Here is a 16,431-nt window from a genome sequence, read left to right on the forward strand (position 1 = left end):
CCATCGTGGTGCGCCCCGCGATGAGCTGCCAACAGCTGCCAACACCGTCGCAGGCTGGGGAAGGCGCATCTTCGACCGGAACAACACGTCGCCGCGAGGGTCGGGGCCGTCATCTTGCTCCCACGCGCCGGAGGAAATCGACGATTCGGCCGATACCGCGCCGGACGTTCCGATTCCGAAGCGCCCTGAACAGCCCCAGAATGCCTATCTCTTTGGGTTCCTCCTCGGCGAATGCGCCCAAGCCAGCGTCGAGCGTCTTGAGAACCTGGGGATCGCCGACCCGCTGTGTGAGCCACATCATGTGCCCTAGATTCTGTCCGAGCTGATACGGATCGATGTCGTACTCGGCAGTCGCGTCGACTAACCCAGCCGCGACGAGGCGGGATTGTCGGATCATCGGCCGCATGTCTCCGCTGGCATCCTGGAGTTCCGGAATGAGGTCTTCGACCAGTCCCTCTGTTGCATCCAGGAGGTCGAGTGTTTCGGCGAGTACGTCCGCGTTCTCGCCCAGTCGCTCAATGAGGACGACCATGTCTTCGCTCTCGACGGCCATTCGGAGTCGCCGGAGGACGTCACGGTTCTCGCGGACGGCGAGACGGAGTTCCGGCGCCAGATCCGAGGCCAGCCCTTCGGTGGCATCCAGCAGGCCGAGCAGTTCGGTCAGGTCCTCGGAATGTTCGCCGAGTTGCTGGAGGAGAACGAGGGTCTCCTCACGTTCGAAGGCCATCCTGACGTCACGGAGTGGTTCGCGGTTCTCCCGGACAGCCGTCCGCATCTCGGGAGCGAGGTCCGCAGCCGTCTCCTGGAGCACGCTTAACAATTCCAGCAACTCTTGCAGTTCGTCGGCGTTCTCGTTGAGTGTCGCGGCGAGTTCCGCCACCTCTTCGTCGCTGAGTGCCGCTTCGGCCGCGCCACTCGCGTCTGTTTGGCTCATGGGTCTATACTGGGAGTGGGTCGTACCCGCGCATCCAGAGGTCCCAATACACCGACGGCAGGACGTTGACGTCCAGGATCCAATTGGAACGGGTCTCGACGGGTGCGGATATACTTTCTTCGTAGTCGAACTCCGCGACCATCGCCTTTCCTTTCTGGGTCAGCAGCGGACATGCCGCGTAGCCGTCGTACCCCGGCTCGAGCTCTCGGCCGTTCATCTCGCGGACGACGTTCTCTGCCACAACGTGGGACTCCTTGCGGGCGGCTGCTGCAGTCTTGGAATGTGGTGCGTTCTCGCAGTCGCCCAGCGCAAAGACAGTATCGTACTCGTCGTGCTGAAGAGTGTGCTTGTCGATCGTGACGTACTCACCCTCGTGTTCGTCGTCTCCCTCGGTCAGTGGCGAGTTGTCGGTGATGGCTTGCTGACCGTACTGCGGCGAGACGGGTGCGCAGAAGTCGTACTCGATCTGGCCGTTGTCCGTATGGATGACCTGCGCGTCCGGGTCGATCTCGGTGACCGACGTGTTGGCCTTGAACTCGATGTCGCGTTCGTCCCAGATCTCGTAGAGTTTGTCGCGGTAGGGCTGGACGCCGAAGTGATGGTCGGCGTTCCGGGTCATGATGAACTCGGCGTCGTCGCGGAACCCCTGTCGCCGGGCGTAGTCCTCGGCGAGCATCGTCATCTTCAGCGGCGCACCCGGACACTTGAACGGTGTGTCCGGGATCGTGACGACGAAGGTGCCGCCATCGAAGTCCTCGAGTCCCTCGCGCATCTCGAGAGCCGCCTCGTAGTGGTAGAACGGGTACACCGTGTCGGTCTCCTCCCAGCCCTCGACCATCCCTGGGGTCGTCTCCGGGGCGAGCCGGTGGCCGGTGGCCACCACCAGATAGTCGTAGGTTAGATCCTCGTCGGCTTCCTCGAGGTGAACGACCTGATCGTCGGGGTCGACACCCGTTACCGCGTCGTGGACGAACTCGACATCGCTGTGGACGAGGTCGCGGATGTTTCGCGACTGCTCCGGCTCCAGATAGCCGAACGGGACGAGGTAGAACGACGGCTGATAGAAGTGCTCTACACTCTTGTCGACGAGGGTAATCGTCGCTTCGCGTCGGTCAAGTTTCCGACGCAGGATGTTGGCGGTCATCGCACCGCCCGCTCCGGCGCCGAGAATTGCTATGTGTGTCATTCCCACCCTATGGCTAGGTGAACCAATGTGACAAAGATAGCGATGGGAGTAATTACCGGAACTCGCCCGACCCATGGCAAGTTTGCTGCAATAATTGCAGCTTTTGATCTGCGATGATCCTGGAGCAATGTCCGTTTCGGCTGGTGACAACGTCAACGTCATCCGCGAACGCGGACGCGTCTCTCGTCGGGGCGAACCGGACGGTCTCCGTGAATCAGCGGTGAGGCCAGAAGCGGTCACGTACTCCGTCTACAGTGAGTGCCGGACAGAACGCTCACTCCGTTTCTACGGGGACATCAACGAGGCTTCCCCACTCACTCCAGGAGCCGTCGTAGTTCATCACGTCGGGGTACCCTAGTAGTTCCGAGAGGACGAACCACCCGAGTGCCGAGCGTGCTCCCACCCCACAGTACACGATGATCTTCCGGTTGCTGGTGACGTCGGCGGCGGCCAGGACGTCCTCGACGGCGCTCCGGGGAGCGAACTGGTGGCCGTCGAACAGTCGATCAAGCGGAATGTTGGTGGCCCCGGGGATATGTCCCTGGATAGGCGTCGACGCCGCCAGATCGCTTCCGTCGTCGAGCTCACCGTGGTATTCGGACGCCTTTCGGACATCGAGCAGCATAGTATCCTGGGTGATTGCACGGACCACGTCGTCGCGATACGCACGCACGTGATCGAACGTTCCGCTGGTGGTGTAGTCAACCGAGGGAAACGAACCCGGAACATCGGTCGTGGGGTAGCCTTTCGCGGTCCAGTGCTCGAGGCCGCCGTCGAGCAGTCGTTGGTCTCGATGTCCGTAGTAGGCGAGCAGCCAGTATACGTACGCGGCGTGATGCCCTTCCCCATCATCGTAGAGAAGCAGACTCGTGTCTTCAGTCACGCCGTGACCGCCGAGTAGTTCCTCGAGTTCCGGCCGGTCGGGAAGCCGCTGACGATTAGGGTCAGGCAGGTCCGACTCCAGGTCTAAAACGATCGATCCTGGGATGAACGCACCGCCGGAGTCATCGGCCTCGATGTAGACGAGTCGTGCGGACGGATCGTCCTGCTGGAACGATGAGAGCCGCTCGCGGACCCACTCCGGATTGACGAGTGCATCGCGCGAGTACGTCGAGCACCCCGAGTCATTAACGAGGGTGTAGCAGGTCTGTCTGGCATCGTAACGTGCTGGGTGAGACTCGATGAGTCCGGCGTCTTCCAGTTGTCTAATGGCGTAGTGCAGTGTCCGCGACGAGAGCCGAGTCTCCTCGACAAGCCGCTTCTGTGACAGGCGTCCGTTGTACTCGAGGACCTTGTAGACGAGGTTCGCACTCGGCGGGAGGTCCGCTAACGCCTCCTCGATCCATTCTTCGGCCATGGCAGTTGTCGTCAGTAGACTACGTTCTACAATGAGTTAACAGTTAACAGACTTTCCGGCGTCGTTGCTCGATTCAGCTAGGTTGTCGTGATTGATACTACTGGATAGCAGTCAATACGAAGCCGGTCGCGAATTCCCGGCCGTCCCCCAGTGACGGCCGCATACATGCGACCGGCGTCACGTCGTTCTGTCCGGCAGTATGAGCCGCCAACCTGTACTGGATCGCCTCGAGAGCGGCCGGCTTGGCAGATTCATCGCTCGTTCCGGTTCAGCTCACGGTGGCCTGTCTCGTCTCGTGCAGGCTCGTCGCCTCACGGCGGTTTTTGGCCACGAGGACGACGAACAACACGAAGCCGATGCCACGAAGCGTGAGATCGAGCAGGAGTGTGTCGACCGAGATAGTGATGCCGGCGACGCCGAGCAGATCGAACACCGATGCTGAGAGCAGCCGCGGTGCCATAAGCAGCAGTGAGCTGAGTGCGAAGCCGGTCCGTTCGGCGCGATTAACACCTGTATACAGTGTTCCGATGACAGTCGCACCCAGGGCAATCACTCCGAGGAAGACACCAATCACGGGAATCACGATTTCCGGCACGGAGTACGATAATTCCGCGAGATCGCTGAAGCCGACGACACGATACTGCTCGCGGATCGGCAACTCGTCGGCGTTGGCCTTCTCACGAAGCAGTACGATTCCGGGTGCGAGAACGAATGCGAATGGGACGATCGCCTTGTTCAGCGACAGCGAGAACGCTTTCACGCCCGTCTCGAACGGATCCGACTTGGCGACGCCGCTCGCGGCATAGGCGGCGACAGCGACCGGGGGCGTGATGTCGGCAATAACGCCGAAGTAGAGGATGAACAGGTGTGCGGCGAGCAGTGGAATCCCGAACTCGACGAGCGGCGTCGCGAGCATCGAGATGAGGATGATATGACATCCTCCCCGGCGTTCACGCCGGGGTTTCCTCTCGCTGGGAGTCTCGGCTACGCCGAGTCCACGGAGGCAACTTGCGGGTTCGTGTGCTCCTCGTTGGGACGGAGAGAGCGTGGTGACTCCAGCCAGTCGTGGCTGTCCCACTTGAGGCACACGGGCCGTGCCATCGGCCGTGCTACGTCTTCGTGCCGTCTCAGGAACGTCTCGCTTGCGCCGAGGTCCGCGTGGCCTTCGAAGCCGCAACGACAGGTGAGCGTGTCTTGATGCCGCGTTGTGTCCTTGGTTGAGCCGCAGTTTGGACACGTCTGCGAGGTCCACGCTTCCGTGCGGACTTCGACGGTTATGCCCAACTCCTCGGCGGTATCGGCGATTCGTCCGACGAATCGCCGGAACGCCCAGAAGTTGTGCAACTTGGCGTTCGTCCGAACAGACCAGTACGTCTCGAGTACGTCGGTGAGATCGCCGATATACACCGTTGAGACGCCTTGGTCGTACAGACGTTCGATCAGATCCCGGCAGAGCGCGTCCTGTGCATGGTCGCGCCGTCGGGTCCGTCGTCGGTACAGCGAGTCGATTTGAGTCGAACGGTACCGCCCTTCGCGGAGTTTTGACTGGAGCTCGGCAATTCGTTGCGTGGTGTCGCGGAACCGTTCGAACAGGTCGCGCCCTTCGTACAGGTACTGCTCGCCGGTTGAAACCGTACAGGCGACGATATTGTTCGCGCCGATGTCCAGAGCGGCGGTTTCGTCCGCCAGTGGTTGTGCCAGTCGAGAATTGTCGATTGTGACTGGCTGAAAGGCTCTGAACGTCTCGCTCACATCGTCGTAATACAGTTCCAATCGGCCCTGTTTGTCGTACTCTTTCCAGTTGGGTTTGCCCCGAACTTCGAGCCCGAGACGCTCGCCGTATCCAAGACCGTACTCCTCTTTCAGGTCTTGGCCGACAAGAATATCGAGCCGAGAGTGTTGGCCCCATTCGACCGAGTACGACGTGTTTCGGATGTACGTCCGCAGTTCGCGACCCTTGTCTTGGTTGCCCCAGAAGCCGGGCTTGCCGTTGGCTTCTCCCTTCTCTCGGAGTGCGAAGAACGAGCGCCACGCTTCGCGGTTCTTGCGTTCGATCTGCTGAACGGTTGACGCGCCGAGCGTACCGCCGTACCGTCCGCGGTACTCGTCGATCTCCCAAACGTCGCCGTCCGGGTCTTCGAAGTTGGTTCGGCGCTGATAATTGATCTCGTTCCAGAGAGCGGCTGAAGCGTCCAAGTGCCGTCGAAGCAACTCCTCGTCCGCGTCGGATTGGGGAACTACTTCGAACTCGTTGGTGCGCTTCATCGCTACTTCTGTGCACGAGCATAACTAACATAAATATACGGGTTCTCGTAGATACTGTGTCGAACCACGTTAACATCGAAGTCCCCGACGACGAACAGTATGAGCGCATCAAACGCGTGAAAAACGAACACGGTCTGACGTGGCGCGGGATGTTGATCCACGCCGCCGACGACTTGGAGACTCCGGCCGGGGAGTAACCGGTGGTTCGCGTCGTCGAGTGACGCGATTCACGACCGCCGTAAACGGCTGGACTCTCTCGCTGTTTTAGGTAGTCCCTCACGACGAGCGTTGACGCTACAGATCTGTTACTGACGGTTATCCAGTCGTACCGCCCCGATATCGTCCTTGGTTGGGTACGAATCGACGGCCAGCGTTAGCGCGATCCGTGTTGCCGTTCCGTCGGACGTCCCCCTCTATCTGCCGCCGACGGAGTCGCTCCGGACCGCCGTAGACAAGGATGCGACGCTGCGGTGTCCAACTCGGCGCTGATGATGTCATCGACGAGTCGACAGTACGCTGTGGCGTCCGCCCGGGCACTTGAGTACTCGTCGTGGTGTGATCCGAGTCTGTTGATGACAGTCTCGACGCCTGCGTCCTCTGTCTGCTGGGCGTAGTCGATCGCTTCGGCTGCCGTCTCGCCGGCGACGAAGCGGTTCGCGACGGGTGGGAGCATGTCAACGTCAACGACTATCTCGGTGATAGTTAGCATCCTATTTCCCGGTCTCAGAGTCGAACTCGCCTCCGCGTGGCCGCCGCCTTGCACGCCGCTCTAACTCGTCGTCCGCCCTCGAAACCCAACCAGCCCCTGTGCCGACCTAGACAATCAGCGCCTGCACGGTGGTGTTCTCACGGAGGCGAGACCAGTTACCCCGTGGGATACGACGGTCTGCTGTTTCCCCCAACCGAAGTGAGACTGCGGCGGACTGCCGGTGGACATCGCACGGATTGGCTGATTCTGAGCGCTGTTACCGGCCACAAAGACACCACTATCCAACAGAGCGAAAGATATTATTGTGTAATATTGTGAACTATCAGAAAGACTGATATGGGTTCGGTCGAACTACTGACTCGAGCGTGAAACTGGGGACATAGAAATCACGCTCAGTCAGAGGCACATCCTAGACACACGGACGGCGTCGTATTCGACCCCCCACGGGTCCGTCTGAAACTAACACCACCACCCGGGGGGTCACAGTTGATCATCCGTCGGCCCTATGACCCATATCAATAGCAGGTTGTCACATATCCGTGCTGGACTGGATGCCGACGTAGACAGCCAAAACCACGTTTTGAGTCCGACCAAGGACTGTTCGAAGACAGTGCTCCTCTGGTCATTGACTGTACGGTCGCAATTCTTACAGCGGTAGCTGGAGCACTCGATAGCTGCCAGACGGAATGACAGATTCGACACAGCAGTGCTAGCAATAGACGCTGCCGAGCTAGCGAACCACGAGCGCTTTTAATACGGCGGTGGCGAAGTCGAGTTGGGTGGACACTCCCAGACGGCTTCTGCACGAATCGTATTAGACTGCAGTTTGTAGACCGTCTCGTTCTTGCGGAGTGTCTCCGAAACCCATGCAGGAATATCGTCACGGTCGTCGAACGGTCCACCAAAGTTGAGAAGTCGACTCTGCACGAACTCTTGTTGAGGGTCTGTGAGGTTGCTGAAATTTGCCTCTGCCTGCGATTGATTGGTTTTCGCATAACTGTACAGGAACTCGCGCCCGTCCCAACCGCACTCGTCCCGATCGGAATCGATCACGGGACTCGGCGTTGGCTGCGTCTCCGTTTTTGATGTCTCGTTCTGAGCCGTCCCATCAGAGGTTGTCTCGCTCGAATTTGTCTTATTAGGAACGGTTTCATTCGGATTCGTCACGTTGGGGGTTGCCTCGTCTGTTGGCGTGGTGAACACGCACCCGGAGAGCAAAACGGTGACAATGAGGGTGAACATCACAACCGTTCGTTGATATGATGTCATCGTCAGACTCTACTGCTCAATCAAGATAATAAATTCACACGTCTGCTGCAGAGTTACCCATCGCCACGTCACAGGAAGCTGCGAACGGACACAGCAGAACAGTAGGTAGTCACAGGTTCAGCAGAGCCGATTCCGAGCAACTGAGAATCGAGACGGATTTCATAGCCTTTCCGCCAGAACCCTCTCCCGTCGCGTTACCCCGCGCGACAGAGACCGATCCAATCAGCCTCAACCGAACTTTGTCTCAGTCCGCCCGGCGGCCACCACCCTGCGCCCATCCGGGCGGCTTTTGAGGTCTACTCAAGGACATTGAAAAACAGCTACTCGACCTCAAGTGCGCCGACGGCTTCACACGGCTCAACGTCGTGCTCAAGAGGGCGACCGGCAGCCCGCTGCGAGCGATAGACGACTCCGAGAGACTGTTGGCCCTGAATTTCGATGTCGTAACCCCGTCTGCCGGTTATCTGGCAGCGTCGTCGGTGTAGGAATTACTTGATCAGATGGATCGCATCTGGTGGAATCGTTACCCGAACGCTGGAACCGGCTTCAAGCGGTAATTGGTCGAAACTCGATGGACGAATCGTCGTCGTGAGCGTGATCGGTGCGTCGTCGAGAGCGACTTCCACTCGGTACTCATCACCCTCGTTTAACCACTGATCGATCGTTCCCGAAGCCGTGTTCTCACAGTGGAGGTCATCACTCCCGCTCGGTGCGTGCATTTGTACACGTGATGGGTGGATGCAGAGCGTAACACCTGTTCCAGCTGCGGCCGCTGCTGTCGCCTGAAGACGAACATTGCTAACTCGAAGGAGAGTGGTATCTTCGCGCTGTTCAACGACGGTTGCCTCGAACAGATTCTCGTTGCCGGTAAATCTCGCAACGAATCGCGTTGTGGGACGGTTGATAACGGCCATTGGTGATCCAACCTGCTCGATTGCACCGTCGCGAAAGATAGCCGTTCGGTCACCGAGCGCCGTCGCCGTTCGCTGATCATGAGTGACGTAGATCACTGGAATCTCGAGCGATGTAAACAGCGTATGGAGTTCCCTGCGAAGTCGACGCCGAATCGGCGCATCGAGGCTTGCTAACGGCTCGTCCAGTAGCAGGAGATCAGGGTCTGCCGCTAACGTGCGTGCAAGCGCAACGCGTTGCTGTTCGCCACCTGACAGTGTCGGCGGTCGACGGTCCAGCACATCCGCGATCTCGAGTAGCGACGCGAACTCTGCGATTCGCTCCCGGTCAGTCGCGGCATAGCCGATGTTCTCCCGGGCAGTCATGTGCGGGAACAGGGCACCGTCTTGAAACACGAGACCTGTTCGCCGTTCTTGGAGGGGGCGTCCATCGAGATGTTCGCCGTTCAGCGAGATCGCACCCCCATCCGGATCGAGGATGCCTGCGATCAGCGACAGCAGTGTTGTCTTGCCACTGCCCGACGGGCCGAGAATCGAGAGGACTTCGTCGTCGACGGTGAGATCGACAGGGCCGAAGTCGAAGGTGTCGTACGTCTTGGTGAGGGAGGTCACGTCGAGCATCGATTACTCCAGTGGGTTTGTCCCGAGCACGTTCAGCACGACGAGCGTTGCGACGGCGATTCCGACCAGAATAACAGCCACGGGGAAGGCGTTTTCCAATCCGAGCGTTGTAAACGAGACCCAGATCTGCACGGGCATCGTCCGTGGGTAGTACGCGAGCATGATTGTCGCCCCGAACTCACCGATCGCACGAGCGAACGCGAGTGTGATGCCGGCGAGGATTCCCGGCCAAGCGAGCGGCAGCGTGACCCGGCGAAACGTCGTCAGCCGACTCTTTCCGAGTGACTGTGAGGCATACTCGAGACTCCGGTCGACGCTCTCGAACGCCGCTTTCGCCGTGATGACGACGAACGGCGAGGCGACGAACGTCTGTGCCAGCACGATTCCGGCGACTGATCGGGTGAGTTGGAGTCCGTTTGCTGCTGCCAGTCCCCCGATGAACGTGTTCGGGCCGACGACCGTGAGCAACACCATTCCGCTGACGATCGGCGGAAGCACGAGCGGCAGTACGACGACGGCGGTCACGATCGTTTTCACTCGTCCGTCAACGCGGGCAAGCCAGTAGGCGAGTGGGAGTCCGAACAGCGTCGCGATGGCTGCACTCGTGACCGACGCCGTCAGTGATGTGGTCGCGGCTGAGACGACAGCAGGTCTAGTCAGTCGCTGGATGACGACCCCTGGAGGCTGACTGAGAACGAGCGCGAGGAGCGGAACGAGGTAGTAACAGAGCAGCACCGCTCCGAGGAGGAACGCGACTGTCAGCCAGTCGAACCGCCCGACGGCGGCACTAGTTCGTGACTTTGTCGGGAGCATTGCCTGTGAACCGTGGATAATCGTCCGGAACGACGAACCCGAACTCGTTCAGATACTCGCCCGTTATGTGTTCCATGAATACATCAACAGCGGCTGGAGATTGGTTCCGAATCGTTGCGCCATAACTGATGAGCCCACCGCTGACGACCTTTCCACTCGGGAGTTCGTAGGTCGCTGATTCGTAGGTGTCTGTATAGCTTGGCTCACTGAGATCGATTTCCGCCGGGAGGTCGATGTAGTCGTATTCGCGCTCGACAGCCATGTTTCGATACGCAATGGCAGCGTCGATCGACCCCGTTTCGAACTGGCTAATGAGCTGCGTTTCGGGATAGATCTGTTCTGTCCGTGGAATCGCGTCTCGGAGATTCGTGTCCGTCCCGTAGTGTGCAGTCGCGAGCTCGAGCATGAACAGCGCTCGATACCCGAGCGGGTCGAGATCCGGGTCGGTTCTCCCGATCGTAATGTCTCCGTTCAAGAGCGGTTGATACCAGTTCTCGGTTCCTGCGTCGGCGAGCTGTTGGCCACCGTCCGTATCGGGGTTGTACGCGATGACGATCGAATTGGTCGCAAATTCGGCAAACCAGTCCGGCTGAAGTGGTGAGTCGAAGAGGGCGATATCCGCAACCGAGACGATATCGGGATCTTTCTGTCCCGCTGCGGTGAGCCGAGCAACCTCGGCGGAGCCGTGTGCTTCTATCTGAACCGTTGCATCTACGCTCGGTCGCAATCCGTTTTCGAGTGCATTGTTCAAGCTTCCCGCAGCGAGCATGGAGACGGTCACTGACTGTCCGTCGGTCCCTTGGAGCGTGCCGGAACAACCAGCGACTCCCGAGAGTGCGACAGCGGTCGCCGAGAGAACTGAGCGTCGGCGAATCCGCTTTCCGTCACCGGCCATATCACAACAATTAGTGTTTCATCAATAAGCTTATCTCAAACACTCTTGTTTGACTTTATATGGTGGCGACCACGGAGACAATATTGACAGACCGACAGGTGGAGGTACTCACGCTCCGTGAGAACGGTCATACACAGCAGGAAGTGGCCGACACGTTGGGAACGACCGCCTCGAACGTGAGTGCTGTCGAACGGGCTGCAGAAGAGAACATCGAGAAGGCACGCCGGACGCTCGAACTTGCCCGGACACTACGCGCGCCGGTGCAATTTACTGTTCCAGCCGGAACGTCGTTCGATGACCTCGTCACTCGAGTGTACGCTCGCGGTGACGAAGCTGGCATCAAGCTCGCATACTGTCGACCAGAACTATACACGCATCTCTACGGGATGCTCGAAGCGATCACTGCCGCTAATCAACTCACCGAGACGACGACACTCGGTCTGACGAAAGACGGTGGAGTGAAGGTGTATGCAGATGAGGTGCGTTCCGTCGAACAGGACGTTGATCCACGCAGTGGATAGGATAAATCTGGATTCACTGCTTGTCGGGTTATAGGAAGTGACGTTTCAGGCCGATTGTCATCGTTATCCGATGGATAGTGTATCGTCACTGTCAATGTCTGCTTCTGCCATTGCTTGTTCTGCGTTCCGTAACGACGTCTCGAAGTCTTGGAACCACTCGGTAGCGGTCAGTTCGGGGTTAATACTGTACGCGTCTTCATACCAGTTGGCGAGAGTACGGTACACTTCTCTCACGAATGCTTCCGTGGCGATCAAATCGGGTTCATATCCCCGAAGTTCGTCTGGAACCCCGTGTAGATCAACGTGAATTTTCACTGCGTCATGGGTCTCGATAGGTGTGAACTGAATATCAGAATATAATGAACTCGATTTTTGGATTACTGTGTCGGCTTTCAGTCACCCTTGACGTCGACTACACCCTGCTATTCACTCCGGAGGACCGATATGCATATCCAGAGGGACGACCGTTCGCCGAGGCCATCGAGGAACTCCCTCGTATGGGCGTCTACTCCTTGATGAAAACATCAACAAAATTAAGGAAAACACATGATCTGATATCACAGGTTCCGAGACAACTGTGTACAACGCGACCACTCTACTGTACTGTCGGACAAAACGGTTCATACATCGATCGTACTCGAGACGCTGTCACCGACGGCGACAGCCGTCGGGACGCGATCGAGCATTCGCTGACTGTTGTCCGATAGTATGAGGCAGGGAGATCTCACTTTGCGACGATTTCTGCCAAAGATGCCCGACGTGAGATGTCAAATAGCCCCGCTCGTAACGAGCGTAGGTTCTTCGTGGTTGCGTATCGACTGGCGTCGACTCGCAACTGATCAGCCACATTTTTTATATTAGCCATCCGTTGTGTATCGGGAAATGGCAACGGCAACTGCTACCAAGTGGCGTGCACTTGTTCTTGTCGGAATCGCCGAACTGTTCGCGATGACACTCTGGTTCAGCGGGACCGCTGTTGGCCCCGAGTTAGCCGAGATGTGGAATCTCACGCCGGCTGAGACGGCGTGGTTGACCAATGCCGTCCAGCTCGGATTCGTCGTCGGGGCACTGCTCTCGGCCTCGCTCACCATCGCCGACGTGATCCGACCACGATATCTCTTCGCCGGGTGTGCGTTTGCCGGTGCGGCGGCGACCGCCCTCATCGCTGGCGTCGTCGATGGAGGCTTGTCAGCGATTGTCCTGCGTTTTCTCACCGGCGTCGCGCTGGCCGGGGTCTACCCGACCGGGATGAAGATGATGGCCTCGTGGTTCGTTAAGGGACGTGGCCTCGCCATCGGCGTCCTCGTCGGCGCGCTCACTGTCGGCTCAGCCTCGCCGCACCTTCTTCGAGCTGTTAGTGGGATCGGACAGCCGCGAGTCGTCCTCTACGGAACGGCCGCCATCGCAGCGGTCGGCGGCCTGCTCGTACTGGCCTACGAGGACGGCCCCCATCAGCCTGAAACAGCACCTTTCGATCCAAGCGCGATCCGCCGTATCGTAACCGACCGTGGCGTCGTCCTCGCAAACACCGGCTACTTCGGCCACATGTGGGAGCTTTACGCGGTTTGGACGTGGATCCCGGTTTATCTTCTCGCCAGCCTCGAGGCCAGCGGGACGGCAAACCCAGAGCGATACGCGGCACTGCTTGCGTTCGGGACGATCGCGATCGGTGGTGTTGGGGCGTGGATCGCGGGGTCAGCCGCGGATCGCGCCGGGAGATCCGTCGTTACCAGTGTGTCGATGATTGTCTCCGGAGGTGCGTGTCTGCTTGCCGGCGTGGTCTTTGGTTCGTCGCTAACCGTCATCGCCTCCTTCGTACTCGTCTGGGGCTTTTTCATCGTCGCGGACTCCGCACAGTTCTCCGCGGCCATCTCCGAACTCGCAGACGATAGCTACGTCGGCTCTGCACTGACGCTGCAGACCGCTATCGGCTTCCTGATCACCATCGGGTCGATTCAGCTCATTCCCGTCGTCCAGCGTGCCGTCGGCTGGCGGTGGGCGTTCGTCCCGCTCGCTATCGGGCCGCTGATCGGAACGCTCTCGATGCTTCGACTCTGGTCCTTGCCGGAGTCAGACCGACTCGCCGGGGGCCGCGGATAGCGCATTGCTCCAGTTGCGATCGGTGCTCAGATTGCCGGACAGAACGACGTGAAGCAAGTCACGGATTCACGGCCGCCCTATAGGTGACGGCTGCACGCATGTGACTGGCACCGTACCGACTGCTGTCCAATAGTACAGGACATGGCCGCTTATTAGTTGACAATCGAGTATCTCACGTCGGGCGTGATTCGCTTTTTTCGTGCTGGTCGCCAAACAGGATCACATGTCTCTTGGCGCATCCGTAGAGTGCGTTGTGTGTGTCACCTCGAGCCGTGTCATTGGTGGTGACGATGGCTGAGTCCGAAGCGTATTCGCCGATCGAGTCCTACGGCGTCATCGGCAACCTCGAGACGTGTGCGCTCGTCGCACCGAACGGCTCGATCGACTGGTTTCCCTTTCCACACCTCGAGTCGCCAAGTATTCTTGCCGCGATCCTCGATGCCGACCGTGGTGGGCGGTTCCAAATCAAGCCGACAACCCCCTTTGAGACGAAGCAACAGTATCTCGACGATACGAACGTTCTCGAGACGACATTCCAGACACTCGGCGGCACAGTAACGGTGACTGACTTTCTGCCGCCAGCCGGGCAGGTCGACCAGCCGAAGCAGGTCCTCTACCGGAAAGTCACCTGTACGAATGGGGACGTCGACCTCGCGATCGACCTCGAACCGCAGTTCGACTACGGTCGTGCAGAGACGACGCTCGAACCCGTCGATGGCGGTGTCCTCGCTGCCGGCGAGGCCGAGCGGGTACTGCTCGAGACCCCGGTCGACCTCGAGATCGAAGCCGGTCGAATCACCGGCGAGTTCTCGCTCGAGGCAGGCCAGACGGAGTGGGTCTTGCTCCGGTGTACTGGTGCCGAGAGCGCAAGCACGGATCCCGACGCCGCGTTGGACGAGACGATTGAGTATTGGACCGAGTGGGGACATCACTGCGGTCCCGAGGACGACTGTGCATTCGAAGGGCCCTGGCACGACATCGTCGTTCGTTCGGAGCTCGTTCTCAAGCTCCTGACACACGCCGAATCGGGAGCGATCGCTGCCGCACCGACCACGTCGCTGCCGGAGGACATCGGCGGCGTCCGCAACTGGGACTATCGGTTCAATTGGCTTCGTGACGCAGGCTTTACCGTCCAGGCCCTGATGAACCTCGGGACCGTCACGGAAGCGATCGACTATTTCGAGTGGTTCGTCGATCTCTGTCAGACGGCCGATCCCGGGGCAATTCAGCCGCTGTACGGCCTCCATGGCGAGGCGGATCTTGAGGAACGGGAACTCGAGTACCTCGAGGGGTATCGCGGCTCGCGGCCGGTGCGGGTCGGCAACGAAGCGGCACAGCAGCGACAACTCGATATCTACGGTGAACTCCTGTTGGCTGTCGACGAAATGTGCCAGCGTGGTCGAGCACTGAACGACGACGAATGGGTCCGAATCCAGGATATCGTCGACTACGTCTGCGATGTCTGGGAGGAACCCGATTCGGGTATCTGGGAGGTCCGCGGCGGGAACGAACACTTCGTCTACTCGAAAGTGATGTGTTGGGTCGCTCTCGACCGCGGGATCGAAATCGCTCGTGAACGCGACCGCGACGCCCCGCTCGAGGGCTGGCGGGAGACTCGCAAGCGGATCAGAGCAGACGTGCTCGAGAACGGCTACGACGAGGAAATCGGCGCGTTCGTCCAGTCCTACGGGACAGACGCGCTCGACGCGACAGCGCTCTTGCTGCCGCTCGTCGGCTTTTTGCCCTTCGACGACGAGCGCGTCCGAGGGACGATCGATGCAATCGACGAGAGATTGGTTACGGACGATATTTTTGTGGCTCGCTACCACGGTGACGATGGACTCCCCGGCGATGAAGGCGCGTTCGTCCTCTGTTCATGTTGGTTCATCAATGCGCTCGCGCTCTCCGGACGCGTCGAGGATGCCCGGTCACGGTTTGAATCACTGCTCGAGTATTTGAGTCCGCTGGGGCTCGTCGCAGAGGAGATTGACCCCGAGACTGGTGCACATCTCGGAAACTATCCGCAGGCGTTCAGCCACATTGGAATCATCAATAGCGCGCTGTACCTCGGCTACGTTCACGGTCATGAACTGCCCGGACCGGACCCGATGGGGATTCGACTCGGCGATCCAGCCGTGGTTCCTGACGAGTGATCCTGATTGGCGCTCGGGCGTTGGAGACGTGTGGACTCGGCTCGAGTCAGGGAACTACCGCCGTATCGAGACTGGCGTCTCGACTGTCAGTAGTGGTGTCAAGTCATCAGGATCGACAAACGTTAGGGTCCCGTCAGCCCGGCGTTCTGCAGGGAGCGATGGCGCGGTCGGAATGCCATAGTCAGCGGGCGTTCGGAAGTTTGCGGCAATGACCCATGTTCGAGCGAGCATCTGTCCTTCCTTTTCGTCCGAGGACGGAGCGTCGTCGGGGTCGTCGATGTGAGTCATCTCAGTCAGTCTCCACATTCACGCGGTCGTGAATCGGTTCCTCTCGCCGGCAGAGGTGCTGTGGTGTCCGGTCGTGGGCGACCGCGAGTAGTTCCGCGACGATGCTGAAAGCGATCTGATAGGGTGTATCGCCGCCGAGGCTCATCCCGATCGGCGTATAGTTTCGCTCGAGTTCGGCGTCAGTGAACGATCGACCCTCGTCGGCGGACTCCTCGCGCATCTCGTCGAAGCGCTTCTCGCCGTCGACGGCGACGTCGGCGGTCGCTCCGTCCTGATCGAAAGCGATGATAGTACCTGTCTTACGACCGATGATCCGGGTGCCCTCCGGGACGTCGATACGCTCGAGGATCTGCGACACCAGCGCTGAACCGACCGCACGTGATCGTTCATCCATCGTTGACTGTAGTGC

Annotated in this window: 15 protein-coding genes and 2 pseudogenes; 4 read left to right on the forward strand and 13 right to left on the reverse strand. The window is 59.4% G+C overall.

From position 1 onward, the window contains the following. Nucleotides 1–109: 109 nt before the first annotated feature. From E2L06_RS17180 to E2L06_RS17200, 5 genes and pseudogenes are all read right to left on the reverse strand, one after another. A complete protein-coding gene (locus tag E2L06_RS17180) occupies nt 110–934 on the reverse strand; it encodes a DUF1641 domain-containing protein (RefSeq protein WP_138782856.1) in 825 nt (274 codons plus the stop codon). A gap of 4 nt (nt 935–938) precedes the next feature. After that, a complete protein-coding gene (locus tag E2L06_RS17185) occupies nt 939–2,120 on the reverse strand; it encodes an NAD(P)/FAD-dependent oxidoreductase (protein WP_138782857.1) in 1,182 nt (393 codons plus the stop codon). Between the two features lie 274 nt (nt 2,121–2,394). Beyond that, nucleotides 2,395–3,477 carry a rhodanese-like domain-containing protein gene (locus E2L06_RS17190; RefSeq protein WP_138782858.1) on the reverse strand — a complete coding sequence of 361 codons (1,083 nt, stop codon included), beginning with the start codon at nt 3,475–3,477 and terminating at the stop codon, nt 2,395–2,397. A gap of 268 nt (nt 3,478–3,745) precedes the next feature. Beyond that, nucleotides 3,746–4,489, reverse strand: a pseudogene (locus tag E2L06_RS17195) (TRAP transporter large permease subunit); the annotation flags it as partial. Next, nucleotides 4,462–5,742: an RNA-guided endonuclease TnpB family protein gene (locus E2L06_RS17200; RefSeq protein WP_138782859.1), complete on the reverse strand. Its 1,281-nt coding sequence runs from the start codon at nt 5,740–5,742 to the stop codon at nt 4,462–4,464. The pseudogene E2L06_RS17195 and the gene E2L06_RS17200, both read right to left, overlap by 28 nt. A 56-nt stretch (nt 5,743–5,798) precedes the next feature. Between E2L06_RS17200 and E2L06_RS22075 the strand changes: the two genes are divergently transcribed. After that, nucleotides 5,799–5,939, forward strand: coding sequence for a hypothetical protein (locus E2L06_RS22075; RefSeq protein WP_021780798.1), 141 nt, complete (start codon nt 5,799–5,801; stop codon nt 5,937–5,939). A 176-nt stretch (nt 5,940–6,115) separates the two neighbouring features. Here the strand turns inward: E2L06_RS22075 and E2L06_RS17205 are convergent, their stop codons facing one another. The 6 genes and pseudogenes from E2L06_RS17205 to E2L06_RS17225 all read right to left on the reverse strand — a co-directional run bounded on the left by E2L06_RS17205 (nt 6,116) and on the right by E2L06_RS17225 (nt 10,960). Continuing rightward, a complete protein-coding gene (locus tag E2L06_RS17205) occupies nt 6,116–6,415 on the reverse strand; it encodes a hypothetical protein (RefSeq protein WP_138782860.1) in 300 nt (99 codons plus the stop codon). A gap of 606 nt (nt 6,416–7,021) precedes the next feature. Further along, nucleotides 7,022–7,157: pseudogene (locus E2L06_RS22505) on the reverse strand (IS1595 family transposase); the annotation flags it as partial. A 44-nt stretch (nt 7,158–7,201) separates the two neighbouring features. Continuing rightward, a complete protein-coding gene (locus tag E2L06_RS17210) occupies nt 7,202–7,720 on the reverse strand; it encodes a hypothetical protein (RefSeq protein WP_138782861.1) in 519 nt (172 codons plus the stop codon). A 488-nt stretch (nt 7,721–8,208) separates the two neighbouring features. Beyond that, entirely contained in the window at nt 8,209–9,252 is a 1,044-nt protein-coding gene (locus E2L06_RS17215; protein WP_138782862.1) for an ABC transporter ATP-binding protein, read from the reverse strand. Nucleotides 9,253–9,255: 3 nt separating this feature from the next. Beyond that, nucleotides 9,256–10,065, reverse strand: a complete 810-nt coding sequence (locus E2L06_RS17220) for an ABC transporter permease (RefSeq protein ID WP_138782863.1) — start codon at nt 10,063–10,065, stop codon at nt 9,256–9,258. Further along, nucleotides 10,040–10,960 carry an extracellular solute-binding protein gene (locus E2L06_RS17225; protein WP_138782864.1) on the reverse strand — a complete coding sequence of 307 codons (921 nt, stop codon included), beginning with the start codon at nt 10,958–10,960 and terminating at the stop codon, nt 10,040–10,042. Before E2L06_RS17225 ends, E2L06_RS17220 begins: the two co-directional genes overlap by 26 nt. A gap of 59 nt (nt 10,961–11,019) precedes the next feature. Between E2L06_RS17225 and E2L06_RS17230 the strand changes: the two genes are divergently transcribed. From E2L06_RS17230 to E2L06_RS17240, 3 genes are all read left to right on the forward strand, one after another. Then, complete coding sequence (locus E2L06_RS17230) at nt 11,020–11,481, forward strand: Tfx family DNA-binding protein (protein WP_138782865.1); 462 nt, start codon at nt 11,020–11,022, stop codon at nt 11,479–11,481. Nucleotides 11,482–12,363: 882 nt separating this feature from the next. Next, entirely contained in the window at nt 12,364–13,581 is a 1,218-nt protein-coding gene (locus tag E2L06_RS17235; protein WP_138782866.1) for an MFS transporter, read from the forward strand. Between the two features lie 290 nt (nt 13,582–13,871). After that, a complete protein-coding gene (locus E2L06_RS17240) occupies nt 13,872–15,734 on the forward strand; it encodes a glycoside hydrolase family 15 protein (protein ID WP_138782867.1) in 1,863 nt (620 codons plus the stop codon). 54 nt (nt 15,735–15,788) lie between these two features. Here the strand turns inward: E2L06_RS17240 and E2L06_RS17245 are convergent, their stop codons facing one another. Both E2L06_RS17245 and E2L06_RS17250 read right to left on the reverse strand, forming a co-directional pair. After that, the gene (locus E2L06_RS17245; protein ID WP_138782868.1) at nt 15,789–16,022 is read right to left on the reverse strand and encodes a hypothetical protein; all 234 of its coding nucleotides are present in this window, start codon (nt 16,020–16,022) and stop codon (nt 15,789–15,791) included. Between the two features lies 1 nt (nt 16,023). Beyond that, nucleotides 16,024–16,416 (reverse strand): XdhC family protein, encoded by a 393-nt coding sequence (locus E2L06_RS17250; protein ID WP_138782869.1) that lies wholly within the window; start codon nt 16,414–16,416, stop codon nt 16,024–16,026. Between the last annotated feature and the right edge of the window lie 15 nt (nt 16,417–16,431).

The organism is Haloterrigena sp. H1, from assembly GCF_005938085.1.
GTDB lineage: Archaea > Halobacteriota > Halobacteria > Halobacteriales > Natrialbaceae > Natrinema.

Coding starts and splice junctions, on each gene's coding strand:
- E2L06_RS17180 (WP_138782856.1), bottom strand. CDS start 934: ATGAGCCAAACAGACGCGAGTGGCGCGGCCGAAGCGGCACTCAGCGAC.
- E2L06_RS17185 (WP_138782857.1), bottom strand. CDS start 2,120: ATGACACACATAGCAATTCTCGGCGCCGGAGCGGGCGGTGCGATGACC.
- E2L06_RS17190 (WP_138782858.1), bottom strand. CDS start 3,477: ATGGCCGAAGAATGGATCGAGGAGGCGTTAGCGGACCTCCCGCCGAGT.
- E2L06_RS17200 (WP_138782859.1), bottom strand. CDS start 5,742: ATGAAGCGCACCAACGAGTTCGAAGTAGTTCCCCAATCCGACGCGGAC.
- E2L06_RS17205 (WP_138782860.1), bottom strand. CDS start 6,415: ATGCTCCCACCCGTCGCGAACCGCTTCGTCGCCGGCGAGACGGCAGCC.
- E2L06_RS17210 (WP_138782861.1), bottom strand. CDS start 7,720: ATGACATCATATCAACGAACGGTTGTGATGTTCACCCTCATTGTCACC.
- E2L06_RS17215 (WP_138782862.1), bottom strand. CDS start 9,252: ATGCTCGACGTGACCTCCCTCACCAAGACGTACGACACCTTCGACTTC.
- E2L06_RS17220 (WP_138782863.1), bottom strand. CDS start 10,065: ATGCTCCCGACAAAGTCACGAACTAGTGCCGCCGTCGGGCGGTTCGAC.
- E2L06_RS17225 (WP_138782864.1), bottom strand. CDS start 10,960: ATGGCCGGTGACGGAAAGCGGATTCGCCGACGCTCAGTTCTCTCGGCG.
- E2L06_RS17230 (WP_138782865.1), top strand. CDS start 11,020: ATGGTGGCGACCACGGAGACAATATTGACAGACCGACAGGTGGAGGTA.
- E2L06_RS17235 (WP_138782866.1), top strand. CDS start 12,364: ATGGCAACGGCAACTGCTACCAAGTGGCGTGCACTTGTTCTTGTCGGA.
- E2L06_RS17240 (WP_138782867.1), top strand. CDS start 13,872: ATGGCTGAGTCCGAAGCGTATTCGCCGATCGAGTCCTACGGCGTCATC.
- E2L06_RS17245 (WP_138782868.1), bottom strand. CDS start 16,022: ATGACTCACATCGACGACCCCGACGACGCTCCGTCCTCGGACGAAAAG.
- E2L06_RS17250 (WP_138782869.1), bottom strand. CDS start 16,416: ATGGATGAACGATCACGTGCGGTCGGTTCAGCGCTGGTGTCGCAGATC.